Source organism: Acetobacter sp. UBA5411 (assembly GCF_002409645.1).
In the GTDB taxonomy this organism is placed as follows: Bacteria; Pseudomonadota; Alphaproteobacteria; order Acetobacterales; family Acetobacteraceae; genus Acetobacter.
The window spans coordinates 1-14,498 of the sequence record NZ_DHNR01000024.1 but is presented as its reverse complement, the minus strand read 5'-3'; the positions used below and the strand labels follow the sequence as shown (position 1 = coordinate 14,498).

Annotated in this window: 19 protein-coding genes and 1 pseudogene; 16 read left to right on the top strand and 4 right to left on the bottom strand. The window is 61.1% G+C overall.

Annotated features, from left to right (window positions below):
• The first annotated feature begins 329 nt into the window (after positions 1-329).
• The 9 genes from B3759_RS07465 (at position 330) to B3759_RS07425 (ending at position 7,641) form a co-directional block, all read left to right on the top strand.
• The gene (locus B3759_RS07465) at positions 330-677 is read left to right on the top strand and encodes a single-stranded DNA-binding protein (protein ID WP_291365154.1); all 348 of its coding nucleotides are present in this window, start codon (positions 330-332) and stop codon (positions 675-677) included.
• Positions 678-739: 62 nt separating this feature from the next.
• The gene (locus tag B3759_RS07460; protein ID WP_291365152.1) at positions 740-1,006 is read left to right on the top strand and encodes a hypothetical protein; all 267 of its coding nucleotides are present in this window, start codon (positions 740-742) and stop codon (positions 1,004-1,006) included.
• Positions 1,003-1,323, top strand: coding sequence for an antitoxin VbhA family protein (locus B3759_RS07455; RefSeq protein WP_291365150.1), 321 nt, complete (start codon positions 1,003-1,005; stop codon positions 1,321-1,323). The genes B3759_RS07460 and B3759_RS07455 overlap by 4 nt, the downstream gene beginning before the upstream one ends.
• Positions 1,238-2,197 carry a Fic family protein gene (locus B3759_RS07450; protein ID WP_291365148.1) on the top strand — a complete coding sequence of 320 codons (960 nt, stop codon included), beginning with the start codon at positions 1,238-1,240 and terminating at the stop codon, positions 2,195-2,197. Before B3759_RS07455 ends, B3759_RS07450 begins: the two co-directional genes overlap by 86 nt.
• Positions 2,198-2,807: 610 nt before the next feature.
• A complete protein-coding gene (locus B3759_RS07445; RefSeq protein WP_291365146.1) occupies positions 2,808-3,806 on the top strand; it encodes a DUF3991 and TOPRIM domain-containing protein in 999 nt (332 codons plus the stop codon).
• Complete coding sequence (locus B3759_RS07440; protein WP_291365145.1) at positions 3,803-4,483, top strand: hypothetical protein; 681 nt, start codon at positions 3,803-3,805, stop codon at positions 4,481-4,483. Before B3759_RS07445 ends, B3759_RS07440 begins: the two co-directional genes overlap by 4 nt.
• The gene (locus B3759_RS07435; RefSeq protein WP_291365143.1) at positions 4,480-6,543 is read left to right on the top strand and encodes an ATP-dependent helicase; all 2,064 of its coding nucleotides are present in this window, start codon (positions 4,480-4,482) and stop codon (positions 6,541-6,543) included. Before B3759_RS07440 ends, B3759_RS07435 begins: the two co-directional genes overlap by 4 nt.
• A 1-nt stretch (position 6,544) precedes the next feature.
• Entirely contained in the window at positions 6,545-6,763 is a 219-nt protein-coding gene (locus B3759_RS07430) for a hypothetical protein (RefSeq protein WP_291365141.1), read from the top strand.
• Positions 6,760-7,641 (top strand): DNA/RNA non-specific endonuclease, encoded by an 882-nt coding sequence (locus B3759_RS07425; RefSeq protein ID WP_349679293.1) that lies wholly within the window; start codon positions 6,760-6,762, stop codon positions 7,639-7,641. The genes B3759_RS07430 and B3759_RS07425 overlap by 4 nt, the downstream gene beginning before the upstream one ends.
• A gap of 7 nt (positions 7,642-7,648) precedes the next feature.
• Here B3759_RS07425 and B3759_RS07420 read toward each other — a convergent pair whose 3' ends face one another.
• On the bottom strand, positions 7,649-7,870 hold the full coding sequence (locus B3759_RS07420; RefSeq protein ID WP_291365139.1) for a hypothetical protein: 222 nt from the start codon (positions 7,868-7,870) through the stop codon (positions 7,649-7,651).
• Between the two features lie 107 nt (positions 7,871-7,977).
• Between B3759_RS07420 and dinB the strand changes: the two genes are divergently transcribed.
• Positions 7,978-9,075 carry a DNA polymerase IV gene (gene dinB / locus B3759_RS07415; RefSeq protein ID WP_291365137.1) on the top strand — a complete coding sequence of 366 codons (1,098 nt, stop codon included), beginning with the start codon at positions 7,978-7,980 and terminating at the stop codon, positions 9,073-9,075.
• Positions 9,076-9,125: 50 nt separating this feature from the next.
• On the opposite strand, the gene B3759_RS07410 is transcribed toward dinB, so the two are convergent.
• Positions 9,126-9,401, bottom strand: a complete 276-nt coding sequence (locus B3759_RS07410) for an HU family DNA-binding protein (protein WP_291365135.1) — start codon at positions 9,399-9,401, stop codon at positions 9,126-9,128.
• 231 nt (positions 9,402-9,632) lie between these two features.
• Here B3759_RS07410 and B3759_RS07405 point away from each other — a divergent pair, with 231 nt between their 5' ends.
• Both B3759_RS07405 and B3759_RS07400 read left to right on the top strand, forming a co-directional pair.
• On the top strand, positions 9,633-10,007 hold the full coding sequence (locus tag B3759_RS07405) for an ABC transporter substrate-binding protein (RefSeq protein ID WP_291365133.1): 375 nt from the start codon (positions 9,633-9,635) through the stop codon (positions 10,005-10,007).
• Complete coding sequence (locus B3759_RS07400) at positions 10,004-10,369, top strand: hypothetical protein (protein ID WP_291365131.1); 366 nt, start codon at positions 10,004-10,006, stop codon at positions 10,367-10,369. Before B3759_RS07405 ends, B3759_RS07400 begins: the two co-directional genes overlap by 4 nt.
• Here B3759_RS07400 and B3759_RS07395 read toward each other — a convergent pair.
• Together B3759_RS07395 and B3759_RS07390 are read right to left on the bottom strand one after the other, a co-directional pair.
• Entirely contained in the window at positions 10,361-11,077 is a 717-nt protein-coding gene (locus tag B3759_RS07395) for a nuclease-related domain-containing protein (RefSeq protein WP_291365129.1), read from the bottom strand. The two genes, B3759_RS07400 and B3759_RS07395, sit on opposite strands and share 9 nt — an antisense overlap.
• Before the next feature lie 228 nt (positions 11,078-11,305).
• A pseudogene (locus B3759_RS07390) lies at positions 11,306-11,572 on the bottom strand (HU family DNA-binding protein); the annotation flags it as partial.
• Between the two features lie 178 nt (positions 11,573-11,750).
• Between B3759_RS07390 and B3759_RS07385 the strand changes: the two are divergent.
• The 4 genes from B3759_RS07385 to B3759_RS07370 all read left to right on the top strand — a co-directional run bounded on the left by B3759_RS07385 (position 11,751) and on the right by B3759_RS07370 (position 14,270).
• On the top strand, positions 11,751-12,182 hold the full coding sequence (locus B3759_RS07385) for a hypothetical protein (protein WP_291365127.1): 432 nt from the start codon (positions 11,751-11,753) through the stop codon (positions 12,180-12,182).
• A 67-nt stretch (positions 12,183-12,249) separates the two neighbouring features.
• Positions 12,250-12,783 carry a DotI/IcmL/TraM family protein gene (locus B3759_RS07380; protein ID WP_291365126.1) on the top strand — a complete coding sequence of 178 codons (534 nt, stop codon included), beginning with the start codon at positions 12,250-12,252 and terminating at the stop codon, positions 12,781-12,783.
• 183 nt (positions 12,784-12,966) lie between these two features.
• A complete protein-coding gene (locus tag B3759_RS07375) occupies positions 12,967-13,770 on the top strand; it encodes a hypothetical protein (protein ID WP_291365124.1) in 804 nt (267 codons plus the stop codon).
• A 170-nt stretch (positions 13,771-13,940) separates the two neighbouring features.
• Positions 13,941-14,270 carry a hypothetical protein gene (locus B3759_RS07370; protein WP_291365122.1) on the top strand — a complete coding sequence of 110 codons (330 nt, stop codon included), beginning with the start codon at positions 13,941-13,943 and terminating at the stop codon, positions 14,268-14,270.
• Positions 14,271-14,498: the final 228 nt, after the last annotated feature.

Sequence of the window (14,498 nt, the reverse complement as noted above, 5' to 3'; positions counted from 1 at the left end):
GAAATACCCGGTGATTCTAGGAGAAATCCCTGATCTGTACAAGCGGATACACAGGGAAAAGAAGAAGAAAAGCCGAAAAGCGAAGAGCAGAGCGCAGAAAAGACGCGATGCCGAACCGCCTGCCGGTCGTCGCGGTCTGACAGGGCCGTCGTCAGGCGCAATCCCCGAGCCTGCGGTCGCTCCGGCACCGTGAACCCGCACGCGGCTTCCGCACCATGCCGGACCGAGGGAGTGCGCCTGACGCCTGATGGCCCTGTCCGTCTGACCGCTACCGGCAGACGGTGCGGCATCGGGCCTCACCCTGTTGGAAGAAACACAGGGAGACGGCCATGTCGGACGTCGTAAACCGGATCATCCTCGTGGGGCATATCACGTGCTCTCCCGAGTTTGAGACAGGGGCGAGCGGAGAGAATACCGCTGCGCGCTTCTGGCTCTGCACAACGTGGAACGGGACAGATCGTGAGCCTGCGCCGGGCGCTGACGCGCTTGGCTGGCATTACGTGGTCTGCACCAAACCTCACGCGCTCCGCGCCATCGAGAACCGCTGCAGAGTGGGTACGCGCGTCTATCTCGAGGGACGCGCGCGGGCGCGGGCAATCGTTGCGAATGGCCTGACGCGCGGTGTCGTCACGGATGTGACGATCGAACCTGAGAACTGTGACCTGCTCGTTCTCTGACACGTAAAAGAGGGGACCGCGCCCCGCGCACGCTCCTCCCAATCCTGACTGGAGTAAAGATCATGATGTTATCCTCATCCTTTTCGGGTGCCCCGGTCGCGCGCCTGCAGGCCCGCGCCCTGGCCCGTCGTCTGGAAGACGAAGCCCTGCATATCGAAGGCAACCTCGTGCTTCCCGAGATCTCCGATCGTGCGCGCGCCCGGCTGCGCCGCACGGCCCACGAGGTGCGCCGTCGCCGTTCGGCCAAACTGCTTGAAAGCAGTCTGCGCGAGCTGGCAGGGCGTGAGGTTCTCGTTGAGCGTACGCCGCGCCGGAGTATGCGGACATGAGTGCTCTTCTTCTGGGCTCACGCAGGACAGGACAGAAACTCTCTGGTATAATCGCACATCTCATCAATCGAGGTGCCGTCATGACCAGACCTGCTGCCATCTCCGACGTTGAACGGGCACGCCGCGCCGAGGCAATCCGGCAGGCGACGGGAAGTGTCGAACTCGAAGGTTTCACAATCACGGATGAGGTGCGTGCCATCGACCGCCGCTTCATCGAAGGCGAGCTGAACGATGACGAATACCGGGAAGAAATCTTCAAACTCTGCCGCGCCGAATACGCCCGCCTCGCCGCAGAGCGGATCTCGTCTGTCTCTTGACGGTCTCCTCTCGAGGGTCCGGATCACCGAACTCGAACGTAAACCCCTCACAGGATCGTTCGATCTCGATCATCTCAAGAGCACGCACGCCTACATCTTTCAGGATTTCGACCATTATCCGGGCGCTGTGCAGAAGGTCAGTCCGGGGCAGGTGCGGGGGGACAGCCGGATATGGATGAAACTCCGCACGCTTGAGGGCACGGACATCCAGTACGATGTGATGTATGCGACGCAGCACGTCGGTCAGAAGGCGGCCGAGGCCCTTGAGACCTTTCACCAGCTTGGTGGAATCAAGGAACTTGCGGGTCTCGACATCCGCGAGGCCGGAAACCGGCTGGCCGACCTCTACGCGGATCTCGATCATGCCCATGTTTTTGAAGAAGGCAACAGCCGGACGCTGCGCAGTTTCGTGCGGTCTGTAGCGCGTAAAGCGGGCTTCGATCTGGACTGGACGCGCACAGGAGTGACGCAGGAAAGTCGGAACGAGCTTTATGTCGCTCGCGACGTGGTCGTGATCGAGCGCGCCTTTCCCGGTATGACCGAGGCCCGTGCGCTCGAGGACGAGGGCATGGGCTATATGGCGTTCCAGACGCTCAAGCAGTTGCGCGAGCTTCAGGGAAAGCGCGATCTCGGGGCGATCATCTCCGCAGGTCTCACGCGGCTGGAGCCGACACCGCGCCCCGAACCTGCGCCACAGAGCGGTCAGAGCGTGTTCGGACGCATTGTGGACTCTTTCTTTCGCAAGCCCGCCGCGGACGCCTCGCAGGCGTCTTCTGGCGCGTCGCCTGAAAAAGCGCCGTCACCTGGGGACCGGGAAGACCCCAAACCGTCCGCGCCGACACCTTCGAGCCGCTCGCCCGGACCCGGTTTCTAGGACGGCCGGAAAAAATAGCACTCACAGTCGCGATTGCACGTTCAGTCGCACGGCACGCCCTCATGATGTGACCTCGTTTCCTGTGGGAGAGGTCTGTCATGGTGTGTTCTGTCCGGTTGCCGCTTCAACCACCCCCGCAGGCGGGGGTGGCACGGGGCCGGGGTCTGACCTCGCCGTCATGCGTCCAGGATGACATCCACGAGCCCGAGGTCTCAAGACAACCCTTCGGGCTCAGGAACGCACGCGGCGACAAGGCGTGGCTGCGTTCATCGCAGGGCTACGCCCCGCGCTGCCCGCATCCCCACCTCGCTTGTCTGCATTCCACCGGTCTTGACACCTCGGGCTCGCGGACGTCGTGGCGTTGGCAGGACGGGACGAGAAAAACGTCAGACCCCGACCCCTTTCAGCGGCAACATCGGGGGCTGCGCTGCCCCCGAACCCCCGCAGGACGAACAAGAAAAACAATATTCTGTGGTCGTTCCGTCAATACAGTGAGGTGTCTTTTCCTGCAAATAAAGGCGTTTATTTTGTCCTTTATTTACTTGGATTGGCGCACGTTCTGTACTAACCTTTTCTTGTATTCAGGATATATCAGCAGCGGAGATCTCCGATGATCCAGCGTCAGACCGATGAGCAGGCCCGCGAGGAACTCGTGCGGTTTCGTGAAGAAATCCGCTGTGCGGTCGTTCTCGAACAGGCCGGCTACAGGCTCGATAAGACGGAAAGCAGTAAGAACAACCAGAAGTATCGTCGTGGTAAAGGCGAAAGTATTGTCGTCAACCATGGCGGTCGCGGCTGGTGGTCGCCACACCACACCTCTACGGACAGGGACGGAAAGGGGTCGGTGATCGACCTCGTAAAGTTCCTGAACCCGGGGATGTCGCTCGGCAAGGTGAGGCAGGTGCTGCGTGGCCTGCTCGGGGTCGCTCCAACCGGGGCGACCTGCGAGCCCGCGCCCCGCGAGGAGCGTCCGCGCCGCGATCCCTCGGTGATGTGGAACCGTCACCCGGTGCTTGCGCGCGGATCGGCCGCCTGGACTTACCTCACGCTTACCCGTGCCCTGCCCGAAGCTCTCCTGGCGCACGTGGCCCGGCAGGGCGTCCTGCGCGAGGGCATGAAAGGCACTGCGTGGTTTGCCCATCACGACAACAACGGAGCGCTCACCGGGATGGAGATGCGCGGCCCGGAATACCGAGGTTTCTCCTCGGGTGGTGGTGGCAAGCGGCTGTTCCGTTTCCGGGCAGACGAAGGCACGCGCCCTATGCGTCGTCTGGTCATCTGTGAGAGCGCGATCGACGCCCTGTCGTTTGCCGCGCTCGACCATGCCGTTTTCCGGCAGGGCACGCTCTACGTCTCCACCGCAGGCGGCCTCGGACCGGACGCCTGGGCGGAACTCAAGGCGCTGATGGCCGCACTCCCGCAGGCGCAGGGGCGCGTGATCGCCGCCGTGGACGCCGACGAGCAGGGCGACCGTTACGCCCAGAACTACATCGCAATGGCTGAGGAGCTGGGACTGTTGGCCATGCGCCTCTCCCCCGATGCCAACCTCAACGACTGGAACCGTGTCCTTCAGGACAAACGTGCCAACCATAAGGAAAATGCAGCATGAGCCCGACGTACGACTGTCTGACCCGCCAGCTCCCATGGGAGGCCGCGACCCTTGATGCGTGGTTCCGACATGAAAGAGGACGCGCCCTGTGGACGAAGACCGGCCTTGCCGGGCACCCGCGTCACTATCTGTCCTGCACCGACGGTCTGACCGATGTTCGGGGTCTCATCATTGGAGGAACACATACCGGGCGAACGGGGTGGGACACCGAGGGAGTGTTCCGCATATTCACGGAAGATGGGCTGATTGGCGTGATTGACGGCTGGAAGGCGCAGAATCTCGAAATCGAGTATCGGCCAGAGGTAATCGGTCAGGTATTTCCTTCGGCCGGCGTTGTGCCGTGCGGCGACAATACGGTCCAGAACCTGTTCATCGCATCCCGGCTCAGCATGATGTTCGGTGCCAGCGCTGAGGCGAGACAGGTGTGGGCAGCCCATGTCCAGCGCGTTTACGAGCAGGGCAGGGCGGCCGAAGACGAATTTCATGTCCCCCGGCAGCTTGTGTGGATTGGTGAGGACGATTACCAGGCGGCGGCCCTTGTGCTCGACGGCACATGGATCGACGAGCTGGTCGGCTTCTCGACGTTTCGCCCGATGATCGTGCTGGTGGAGAACGGGCACGTGGTCCGGGTGGACCCGGCGCACGAGTTGATCCTCAACGCGGAGCGGATACGGTGAGCGCGCTGGCGGGGCTGGCCGCGATCCTTGAGCCTCTCACACCGTCCCAGCGCGAAGCCGCGCTCGCCGAGGGACGGGTTCTGGTCCTTGCTGGTGCTGGAACGGGCAAGACCAAGACTTTGACCGCAGGTGTCGCCACCCGTATCCGGGCGCGCGGTATGCTGCCGGCGCGGATCCTGTGCGTGACCTTCACCAACAAGGCGGCCGCCGAGATGCGTGAGCGGATCACCGGCGTCCTGGGTGAGGGGCAGGCGCCGACCTGGCTGGGCACGTTCCACGGTCTGGGTGCCCGTCAGCTGCGCGCCGAGCCCGAGGTTGCCCATCTGCGATCGGGCTTCGACATCCGTGACGCCGACGACAGTCTGGCCATCATCCGCAGGATCATGAAAGGGCTGCCGGAACATGAAGTGCCGGTGCCCGAGGACGGCAAACGCTGTGACGCCCGCCAGATCAAGAAAATGGCCGAGCGGATCGGGCACATGAAGGACGAACTTGTGCGCCCCGAGGAGGCGTGGTCATGGGTGGCGGCCCTGCTGGCGCGGCGACGGGCTGCGCATAAATGGGCGGACGAAGAAGGCTGGAACTTCGCCGTCAGGCTCTACGGTCTGTATCAGGCGACCCTGCGCGAGCAGAATGCGGCGGACTTCGGCGATCTCCTGATGTGGCCGACGCTGGCGCTGCTCAATGACAGGAGCTACCGTCGGCGCTGGTCCGAGCGGTTTACGGCCGTGCTCGCCGATGAATTTCAGGACGTCAATCACGGCCAGATGCTCTGGCTGAAACTGATGTCGGAGCATTCCGGCGAACTCTTCTGTGTCGGTGATGATTCGCAGAGCATTTATTCTTGGCGTGGCGCGAAGATTTCTTTCATTCGCAATTTCCAGAAGACCTTTCCCGGCGCAACACTGGTCAAACTGGAAGAGAATTTCCGCTCCACCGGGCGTATTCTTGCCGCCGCCAACGCGGTGATCGCCTTTGACGAGGGCCGCATCCCCAAGACGCTCTACACGAAGCGCGATGCCGGCGAGCTGATCGAGGTGGTGGACTACGGATCCGGTGAGGCGGAAGCGCATGGGATCGCCGCCGAGATGGGATGCCGGGCGGCCGATGGCGTGGCCTGGCGCGATATGGCGATCATTTACCGCCAGAACAGACTCTCTCGGGCACTGGAAGAAGCCTTGCTACATGCCCGCATACCCTATGAGATCATCGGTGACGTGGGCTTCTATCATCGGGCCGTGGTCAAGGACGCGCTGGCCCTTCTGGTTCTCTCCGGCTGCCCTCAGTCCCGCCAGTCCGACGAGGCGTTCCGCCGTGTGGCCAACCTCCCCAAACGCGGCCTCGGCGTCAAAGGCATGGGGGAAATTGAAAGGGAGGCTCTCGTCCGTGGTCTGAGTCTGTTTTCCGCCGTGGAACATACCGCGCTGCCGCCCAGGGTGAAGGCCAGCCTGACGGAGTTCTGCCGGGTCGTGCGTCTCATCGGCATGGACCCCGAGCTGCGTCTGTGTGAGCGCATCGAGCTTCTCGTGGACAAGACAAGCTACAAAAGCATGCTGCGCGATCTGGGCACCGACGAGGCCGAGGACGCACTGGGCAATCTCAATGAACTGGTCACACTCAGTGAAGGGTTTGTCCGTACACAGGATCTTCTGGAGCACGCGGCGCTTGCGACCTCGGGACCGAAAGAAACAGGTGGAGACAGGGTGCAGCTGATGACCATGCACCGCGCCAAGGGGCTCGAGTTCGGGCATGTGTTTCTGCCCGGCTGGGAGGAGGCGGTGTTTCCCGGCACGGGAGAGCGCAATTACGAGGAAGAGCGCCGTCTGGCGTATGTGGCGCTGACGCGGGCGATGTATCGCGCGACCATCACCTGGGCGGGGTTCCGGCACGGCATGCGCTCGGAGCGTTGCGGGTTCGTGGACGAGATCCCGCTCGAGCATCGTCACGCGGGCTGGTTGCGTAAAGCGCAGCAGGGTGAGGCGAGCGGACAGGGGCTCAGCCCGTCGTGGCAGCGCGCACGGGCGCAGATAGATGCATTGGGATTGGGATTGGGGTTCTGAGATGAGCGAGAACGGTAACTCACTCCCTTTCGATCAGGCCGCTCAGGGTAAGCCCGTCCATCGGACGCGCTCGGGCTGGGCGCATGACTGCGAGACCTGCGGCAAGGGCGCGCCTTTCGGGTTTGACCACCCTCGGGGCGGCATGCACTGGTTCTGTTCGGAACATCGGGAGAGGGGCGAACGGAAGGATGGGTCCACGGCGAAGAGGCCATCGGTATGAAGCGGACGTCAATTCTCGCGGGGCTTGTGCTCAGCCTTTCGCTGTCTTCGGTCGCCCATGCCGAAGTGGTCTCCTGTGCTCCGCAATTCCCGGGTGGTCAGCCGCCCACGGTCGTGGACGAGACATTGCGCAGTGGCACGGTGATGCTGTGCAGCCATAGCTATGCGGTGCTGGAGTCCGAGCGCACGCGCGGGCCGCTCTGGGCGGCGGAGTATCTCTCCGAGGAGAATTTGGAAGTGGCGGGCAGCACGCCCCGGCGCGGCAGTTTCTATCCCGATGGGCGGCTTCCGCTTAGCATGCGGGCTGAGCTCTATGACTACCGCGGCAGTGGCTACGACAAAGGTCACTTGGTTCCTAGTGGCGATGAAGCCGGCCTGTCGTGGCAGGAAGAGACTTATACGCTCTCTAATATCGTGCCGCAGACGGCCGAACTGAATCGCGGTGCGTGGGTCGGTGTGGAGAGTGCTGTGCGCGGTCTCGCGGACCGTGACGGTGAACTCTATGTGGTCACGGGGCCAGGCTACGATCCCGATGATGACCGGACCATCGGGCCGGACCGCATTCCGGTTCCTGCGCTGACATGGAAGGCGATCTACGATCCGGTGGCCGAGGGCACCGGGGTCTATGTGTGTCTCAACACCACTACACCGCAGTGCCGTGTCATCTCGGTCGCCCTGCTCACCCAGCTTGTGCGGATCGACCCGTTTCCGGGTGTGCCGGCAGGGGAGAAAGACCACGTGATGGCAATGCCGCCGATTGGAGACAGTCCTTATGCGATCGAGCACGACGCCAGCGCGCGCGGGCTACTGCGTGAGTGGGCCGCGCCCAAGGTGCAGAAGGCGTTGCGGGAGCTGATGCGGGCTATGGGGGACGGGTGAAGGGTTGTCAGCCTATCTTACGCGTAAATGTATAGTCGTACTCTGGAGCAGGATGTGCCACGCTTAACTTACAACTAAGCTTTTTCTCAAGGTATTGATGAAGCGCATTTTTTTGGCACGCTGTAAATCCGGGGACCACAAACGTACCTGTGTTATTAAAAGAGGTGTTAATATTATTCCAGAGATCAGGATGTTCCAAAAAATATTCTTCCAACTTATCTTCTGTCATTTCCACTCAATCCTTTATTATAGTCTGTAAGCTACAAAGAGCGTAGTTTTCTGCATAGCATATTGCCGTCGTCAGCCTCTTTTGTCCACGATTAGAAAATGGATGTTATGTCGCTACTTTGTCCGCATGACGGCCAACGCCGCATTCTGCACATCGACATGGACGCTTTCTACGCCTCCATTGAGCAGCGCGATGATCCGGCTTTGCGTGGTCGTCCGCTTGCGGTCGGCCGGGAAGAAGCGCGTGGGGTCGTGGCGGCCGCCAGTTACGGGGCGCGACGGTTCGGCGTGCGGTCGGCCATGCCATCCATAGTGGCGCGGCGCCAATGTCCCAATCTGATCTTCGTGCCACCGCGCTTCGAGATCTATCGCGCCGTCTCGGCGCAGATCCATGCGGTGTTTGCGCGTTATACGCCGTTGATTCAGCCGTTGGCCTTGGACGAAGCGTCGCTTGATGTGACGGACCACCTTGAGGGTTTCGGGTCAGCCACCGCGATCGCCGAGGCGATCCGCGCGGACATCCGAAAGGAGACGGGTCTGACCGCTTCGGCCGGCGTGTCCTACAACCGGTTTCTGGCGAAACTGGCTTCGGATCAGAACAAGCCTGACGGGCTGTTCGTCATCACCCCGAAACAGGGTCCGGTGTTTGTGGCGGCCCTGCCGGTCGAGAAGTTCCACGGTATCGGTCCGGCGACGGCCAGAAAGATGCACGCCCTGGGCATTCAGACAGGTGCGGATCTGCGGGCGTGGCCGCTTGAGGCCCTGCGGGGGCATTTTGGCAGTGCTGCCGAGTTCTATTACGGGATCTCTCGCGGCATCGACAACCGGCCGGTCAATCCGGATCGCCAGCGCAAATCCATCGGCACGGAAACTACCTTCGAGCGCGATGTGGCCTCTCAGGATGAGCTTCAGACAGCGCTTGAGACGATTGCCACCAAGCTCTGGGCAGCCTGCACGAAACGTCAGCTGACTGGCCGCACCGTGACGGTGAAGGTGAAATACGCCGATTTCCAGCAGGTGACCCGTGCCCGCTCAGTGGCCGATCCGGTGACGGATGAGCGCGAGCTGGTGACGCTGGGGCGTCTGGCGCTGCAGACGCTGTTTCCGCTGGCCAAACCGGTGCGCCTCATAGGGCTGACGCTATCGGCCCTGGTCGAGGATGAGGCGACGCATGGGGCTCAGCTGGCGCTGTTTGCAGGGCGCTAGGGGACGTTCGGAAAAGGAGAGACCCTCGGGTCTCTCTTTCCGTATGCCCTTCAGGACGCGAGCGTGTCCTTGAGCGCCTTGGCGGCTGTAAAGCCGAGGCTGCGTGAGGCGGCAATGTCGATCGTCTCACCTGTCTGCGGGTTGCGTCCCTTGCGCGCGGCGCGCTCGCGCAGGTCGAACTTGCCGAAATCCTTTACCGCAACGGCATCGCCTTTTTTAACCGCACCGGTGATGACCTCAAAGGTCGCGTCCAGCGCCTTTCTGGCGTCGGCCTTGCTCAGATCCGCACGTTCGGCGATCGCCGCGATCAGATCGGATGTGTTCATGAGAGTCTCTCCAGTTCAAAAAGATGCCGGGCCCATCGACGGGACGGCTTGTCGAAACCGCCACTATGACCGAAAGGGCTTAACGCACCACCACCAGAGCGGCATGGCGCCACGGCGGGATCGTCACGATCGGTGCGACTGGTGCCAGACGCATCTCAGTCGCACGCCTGACGGCTACGACTGTTCGTGCGCCTGGTCATGGGGACGCGGGCCGCTCCGAAAGGACAGAGAATGAAGAAGAGTTTCCCAGCCCTGCTTGCCGTGGTAGCGGCCGCATCGGGTAGCGTGGCCCTGGCGGCCGGGCCGGTCGAGCGTCCCATGGGGGGCGGTGTCGGCTCCGGACGGGCCGAGGTGGTTTCAAAGACCCGCATCGCCACGACCTTCGAGGCGACGTCGGACAAAAGCCTGACGGCGCTTCTCGACGAGGGCTATGCCATCACGTCGGCGACCGGCGATGACGGTCAGATCGTCTATCTGGTCAAAAAAGGACATGAGGGCGAGCTTTCGCACTGGTACCGCTGCGAGCTGATCGGCGACAGCAACGGAAACGTGCGTCTGGGCCTGAGTCATCGTGCGGCGTCTGACTGCAGGGCGTTGAACTCATGAGCCTCGACACCAAAGGGCCATTCCGCAAACCGACCCAACAGTTCATCGACGCCATCAAGACGGGCCTTCCGGGGCAGTTCGCGGGCGTGCAGTCCAGCCGGGCGGACACGCAGGATGACGATGACGAGTTTGAGTCCGAAGAAGCTGCCGACTGGATCTACCTTAAAAACGGTTTTGCCGTGAAAATCGGCTATATCTCCGAAGATGACGACCGCGTGTTCGACATCATTACCGGCGAGCCGGGCGATGACGAGACGCTCGATGAGGAGTTCGGTGAGGGTGATGACGCGCCCGCGGAACTGGAGCAGGCGACGCTCGATGAGCATGTCGCTTTCCTGCGTGGAGAAGACATCTCAGACTGATGCCATGGGGCGCGTTCGCCGCGCCGCGATGATCTGATCCCAGATGCGGGCTCGCGACGCATGGGGCGCACGGTAGGTTGCAGCCCTGATCTCGCCGGCCAGTGTCTCCGGATTGAGCACATACTCTGCGAGCATCGGATCGGTCTCGGCCGATCCGGTCAGCACGACACGCGACACCACCTGAAAATCCAGAGCAACCGGCGCCGTCACGGCGCGCACGGCGGCACAATGCCCCATGTTCTGATGAAGGGGACTGAGAACAAGGCGTCCGTCTTTCTCGCACCCCACGCGCTGGCGCCACCAGCGATCCGCCGGATGACCGGAAAGCCGTCCGGCGTAATGCTTGGTCTCGATCACCATGACGGCATCGGGGAGCAGAACCAGATGGTCGATCTGGGTAAAGCCTGACCCGGTCACACTGGGAAAATGCACGTCATGCAGGGTCGGGAGACCGCACGACGCAAGGGTCTCGGCGACGATGCTCTCGCCTTTCGCGCCCTTGATGTCGGCGCGCAGCGCCTGCCACGCGGCATGGGCGCTATCGGTTCGCACGCGGCGGCTTGGCGCGCCCTTTGGACGGCGCTGGATCCGCACCATCAGAGAGACACGATTGAAAGCAGAGGGTAGGGGGCGGGCATGAGGTCTCCTTTCCGGGGTGGCAAGGGAGAGTCTGTCATGCCCGCGTGCGACTGTGTCTGTTTCAGACACAGCGAAAAAAGGTGTTCGAAAAGGAGGCGGTCAGCCCTGTTTCTTCGGGCGTCCGCGACGCGCTTTGACGGGCGCGTCCTGCGGAGCCTCAGCCGCCTTCGTGGGGCGCGTGGCGCGCGTCTTCGCCGGAGCGCTGGTCTTTTTCGCTGCGCTGGCGGCGACCTTTACGGGTTCCGCCTTCTTCTTCGCAGGCCCTCTGGTCGTTTTTGCCTTCGGTTTGGCGGGCGTCACCCGTTCCTTCAGCACAGGCGATGCCTTGAAGCGTACTGTGCGCCCGGCCTCGACCCAGACTTCCTCGCCGGTGCGTGGATTGAGAGCTTTGCGCGCAGAAGTCTCGCGCAGGGTGAAGGTGCCGAAACTTGGCAGGGTAAAACTGCCGGTCTCTTCGATCTGGTTGACAATTGCCTCGATCAGGTCCTCGGCCGCCTTGTTTGCGGCAACCCCGGTGCTCTCCATGGAATCTTGCAGCACTGCTGCAATGAACGCCTTGCTCATATCGTCTTCCTGTCCTGTACGGCTCGCATTAGGCTTTGGTCATGCCACAACTCTGGTGAAGGGGTCACTATGTCTCCACGTTGATGAGACGGCCCGCATAGGAGCGCTCGTCACGCAAACCGACGCCGGAGATACTGGAAAGTTTTCCAGGTCAGGACGGGTAACTGGACGACACGGAATGCCACGTTTACTGACTTTACATGCGGGGGCGCGAAAATCGTGCATCGATCCGAATAAACAGCTTCGAGATACCAATGTGAGCATGATCTTTTCTGTGCCAGACAAACTGCACGCCCCGAGCGAAGTGCTTGTCGAAGCATTTAGCGAGAAGATCGTGCGCGTGGATCGACACGATGTTGCTGATCCTCTGAGCGCGGATATTCTTTGGACTACATGGAACGCGGACGCGGATCCGGTCGAAGGAACGGCGCTGTTTGTCTCGCCCATCCGAGGTCGTGCAGGCGCGCTGGAGTGGGAGCTGGAATTGGCTACGCTCCTGCTTGGTGGTGAGAGCATCGTGCATTGGAGCACCACGGTCGCGCAGGAGGATACCGTGGCAGAAGTATTTCGTAATGGGATCGAAGTTATCCAATTGCAAGAAAGCCGCTAAAACATCCTTTTCAGTCGCACGCTGTCCTCTGACACTAGCCATCAACACCCGGATGGAGGTCAATGTGATGATTGTTAATACGAACACTGAACAGAATGAGATCAGGCGGAGTTCATCGTTTCCGTATGGAGTATGTAAACGCGCGCGTCTTGCAGCCTTCATCTCCCTGATCATCTGTAGTTCGGCAACGGCGCAAACACCCGACAAGGCTTCCTTCCAGCAAGCTGGAGGAAAAGCTGAGCAGCCTATGACTGATATAGAACATGCTGCTCTCACACCCTACACACTGGACTATATTCATGTCAGTGATCAAATGACGGCGGCAGGGCAACATTTTACGCGGTCAGGATGGAACGCGTTCGTTGATACGTTCATTCGTGATGGAAATATCAGCTCCATTCAAAAGGGAAAGCTTGCCTGCGAGGTTCGCGATGTTCGCAAAGGTCCGGAAAGCAGGAATGGCTTCCAGCTCACCTTTGCTCAGAAATGTCTGGCGACTGACCATTGGAGCGAACGCCGGTTTCAAATGAATGCGAAGATCATACGCGGGGCGGACGGACGGCAGCTCATCTCTGAGCTGACGGTCAGAGACGTCAGTTAGGCATCGAAGCCGCTATCTAAAACGAAAGTTCAAAAGGAAGACACGCACGCAGAAAGCCGCGCCATAGGCCGCTGTAGCGCCGCAATGATCCGCCCCTGCGGGGCCGCGCTGTTCGCGCGTCATTGCCCCACCACAGCGTCTATGCCCGCGGGGATGGAGATTATAATGGAAAGGATATTCGCCATGGGCGTTACCGTTACATCTTCCATCATCGTCGCCGGACACCCGGACAGGCTGCGCCAGATCGACGCGCGTCTCAAGACAGGCGACGACGCCGTGGAGGACGTCATCTTCGCCGAAGACGGTTCCCTTGAAATCGTCTGCTACAACGGTGTGGGGGGCCTTCTGCGCTACCACGGCGATCGCATCGCCGCTGCACATCCCGACGTCGGCGTGCGAGGCTTCGAGTTCTATGATTGCAGCGACGACCCGACGCTGGCCCGCTGGGAGCGCGGCCAGTGCGTGTATTTCTGTGATCTCTACGGCGTCTTTTCCTGTGGCGGCCCAGACGATCACCAGCCCCTCGTGCGTCTGTGGCATCAGGGGGACGGTGTTGCGCAGGCTGTCACAGACTGGAATCTGACAGGCAATTTTGGTGCGCTCGAGGGCCATGCCGAAATTGCACCCCGCTGGCATCATCTGGCCAGTAGCGGTGCGCATCTTCTGCTTCGCAGGCCCTCGAAAGGGCAGGCCGATGGCGTAGCCATCTGGCTCGAACCTTGGGGCGGGCAGATCAGCTTCATACAGGCCATCGACGAACTGGGCCTGTGCCGTAATCCGCGCCGCGAGAGCATCGCGTGGGCGTCGCGTCGCTTCCCCGAAATCCGCAGTGCCCTGCGCAACGTCTGGCGGGCCGAAGCCGATACGAGGCGACGCGGACGTCGCGATCGGAACCTATGGAAGCGTCTGCGCCGACGGGCGGCCGAAACGGGACGGTCTGCCATGGATCTGTTCTGCCGAACCGACCCCGACCGGATTCCGTTCTGAAATTACTCCAAGGCGTCGAGAGATTAGTAACATAATCAACCGAAACCAGTAGCGACACGATTAGTATAGTAGTAATATCGTGTCGCTTTCGTGCAGATTATGTATTGGTCCCGCACAGGTTTGGTTGCGCGTATATTTATAAAAAGATGATGTTTCGGAGATATAAGAGGATGACCACGCCAGATACACTCACTTTCGATAAAATCGAGACGTTCTCGAATAAACTGCTTCGCTGCGGCGTCGCCGGTATTGTTGGCGCGATCGCGCTGACCGGTACACCGGGTGCCGCCACGATTGGCGGTGGTAACGCTGTCGGACTGCGAATGGTCATCAATATGGTGGGTCTGCTCGTCGTGGCGGTGTGCTTCTTCCTGTCGAACAAGGCATCGGCAACAGAGCGTATGGACGGCACAGCTGTGCTACTGTCCTTTATCGGAATTGGTGTCTATGTCGCCGCTTTATTAAGCAACTTCTATTTTGTGGGATTTTCCGCATTCTGAAAAAAACAGAAAAAATGAAGAATGTTCGGGGGCGCCCTTCGGGTTCGTTCGCAGGCTCACTCGTTCACTCAGCTGAGCTAGGGCGGCGAAGCCGCCAAGCTCAGTCGAGCCACCTTACGGTGTCTCGCCCCTTTCGGGCTTAGGTTCACCGCCGTTCTTTTCCGCTGGCGTCAGGATGTTTCGGGTGGGTGAGGTCGAGGACGGCTCCTCAACCCCTCTGACACGGCT

What these genes read in the sequence shown, in the direction of transcription:
- B3759_RS07465 (WP_291365154.1), top strand. Translation starts at nt 330, where the DNA reads ATGTCGGACGTCGTAAACCGGATCATCCTCGTGGGGCATATCACGTGC.
- B3759_RS07460 (WP_291365152.1), top strand. Translation starts at nt 740, where the DNA reads ATGATGTTATCCTCATCCTTTTCGGGTGCCCCGGTCGCGCGCCTGCAG.
- B3759_RS07455 (WP_291365150.1), top strand. Translation starts at nt 1,003, where the DNA reads ATGAGTGCTCTTCTTCTGGGCTCACGCAGGACAGGACAGAAACTCTCT.
- B3759_RS07450 (WP_291365148.1), top strand. Translation starts at nt 1,238, where the DNA reads ATGACGAATACCGGGAAGAAATCTTCAAACTCTGCCGCGCCGAATACG.
- B3759_RS07445 (WP_291365146.1), top strand. Translation starts at nt 2,808, where the DNA reads ATGATCCAGCGTCAGACCGATGAGCAGGCCCGCGAGGAACTCGTGCGG.
- B3759_RS07440 (WP_291365145.1), top strand. Translation starts at nt 3,803, where the DNA reads ATGAGCCCGACGTACGACTGTCTGACCCGCCAGCTCCCATGGGAGGCC.
- B3759_RS07430 (WP_291365141.1), top strand. Translation starts at nt 6,545, where the DNA reads ATGAGCGAGAACGGTAACTCACTCCCTTTCGATCAGGCCGCTCAGGGT.
- B3759_RS07425 (WP_349679293.1), top strand. Translation starts at nt 6,760, where the DNA reads ATGAAGCGGACGTCAATTCTCGCGGGGCTTGTGCTCAGCCTTTCGCTG.
- B3759_RS07420 (WP_291365139.1), bottom strand. Translation starts at nt 7,870, where the DNA reads ATGACAGAAGATAAGTTGGAAGAATATTTTTTGGAACATCCTGATCTC.
- dinB (WP_291365137.1), top strand. Translation starts at nt 7,978, where the DNA reads ATGTCGCTACTTTGTCCGCATGACGGCCAACGCCGCATTCTGCACATC.
- B3759_RS07410 (WP_291365135.1), bottom strand. Translation starts at nt 9,401, where the DNA reads ATGAACACATCCGATCTGATCGCGGCGATCGCCGAACGTGCGGATCTG.
- B3759_RS07405 (WP_291365133.1), top strand. Translation starts at nt 9,633, where the DNA reads ATGAAGAAGAGTTTCCCAGCCCTGCTTGCCGTGGTAGCGGCCGCATCG.
- B3759_RS07400 (WP_291365131.1), top strand. Translation starts at nt 10,004, where the DNA reads ATGAGCCTCGACACCAAAGGGCCATTCCGCAAACCGACCCAACAGTTC.
- B3759_RS07385 (WP_291365127.1), top strand. Translation starts at nt 11,751, where the DNA reads ATGCCACGTTTACTGACTTTACATGCGGGGGCGCGAAAATCGTGCATC.
- B3759_RS07380 (WP_291365126.1), top strand. Translation starts at nt 12,250, where the DNA reads ATGATTGTTAATACGAACACTGAACAGAATGAGATCAGGCGGAGTTCA.
- B3759_RS07375 (WP_291365124.1), top strand. Translation starts at nt 12,967, where the DNA reads ATGGGCGTTACCGTTACATCTTCCATCATCGTCGCCGGACACCCGGAC.
- B3759_RS07370 (WP_291365122.1), top strand. Translation starts at nt 13,941, where the DNA reads ATGACCACGCCAGATACACTCACTTTCGATAAAATCGAGACGTTCTCG.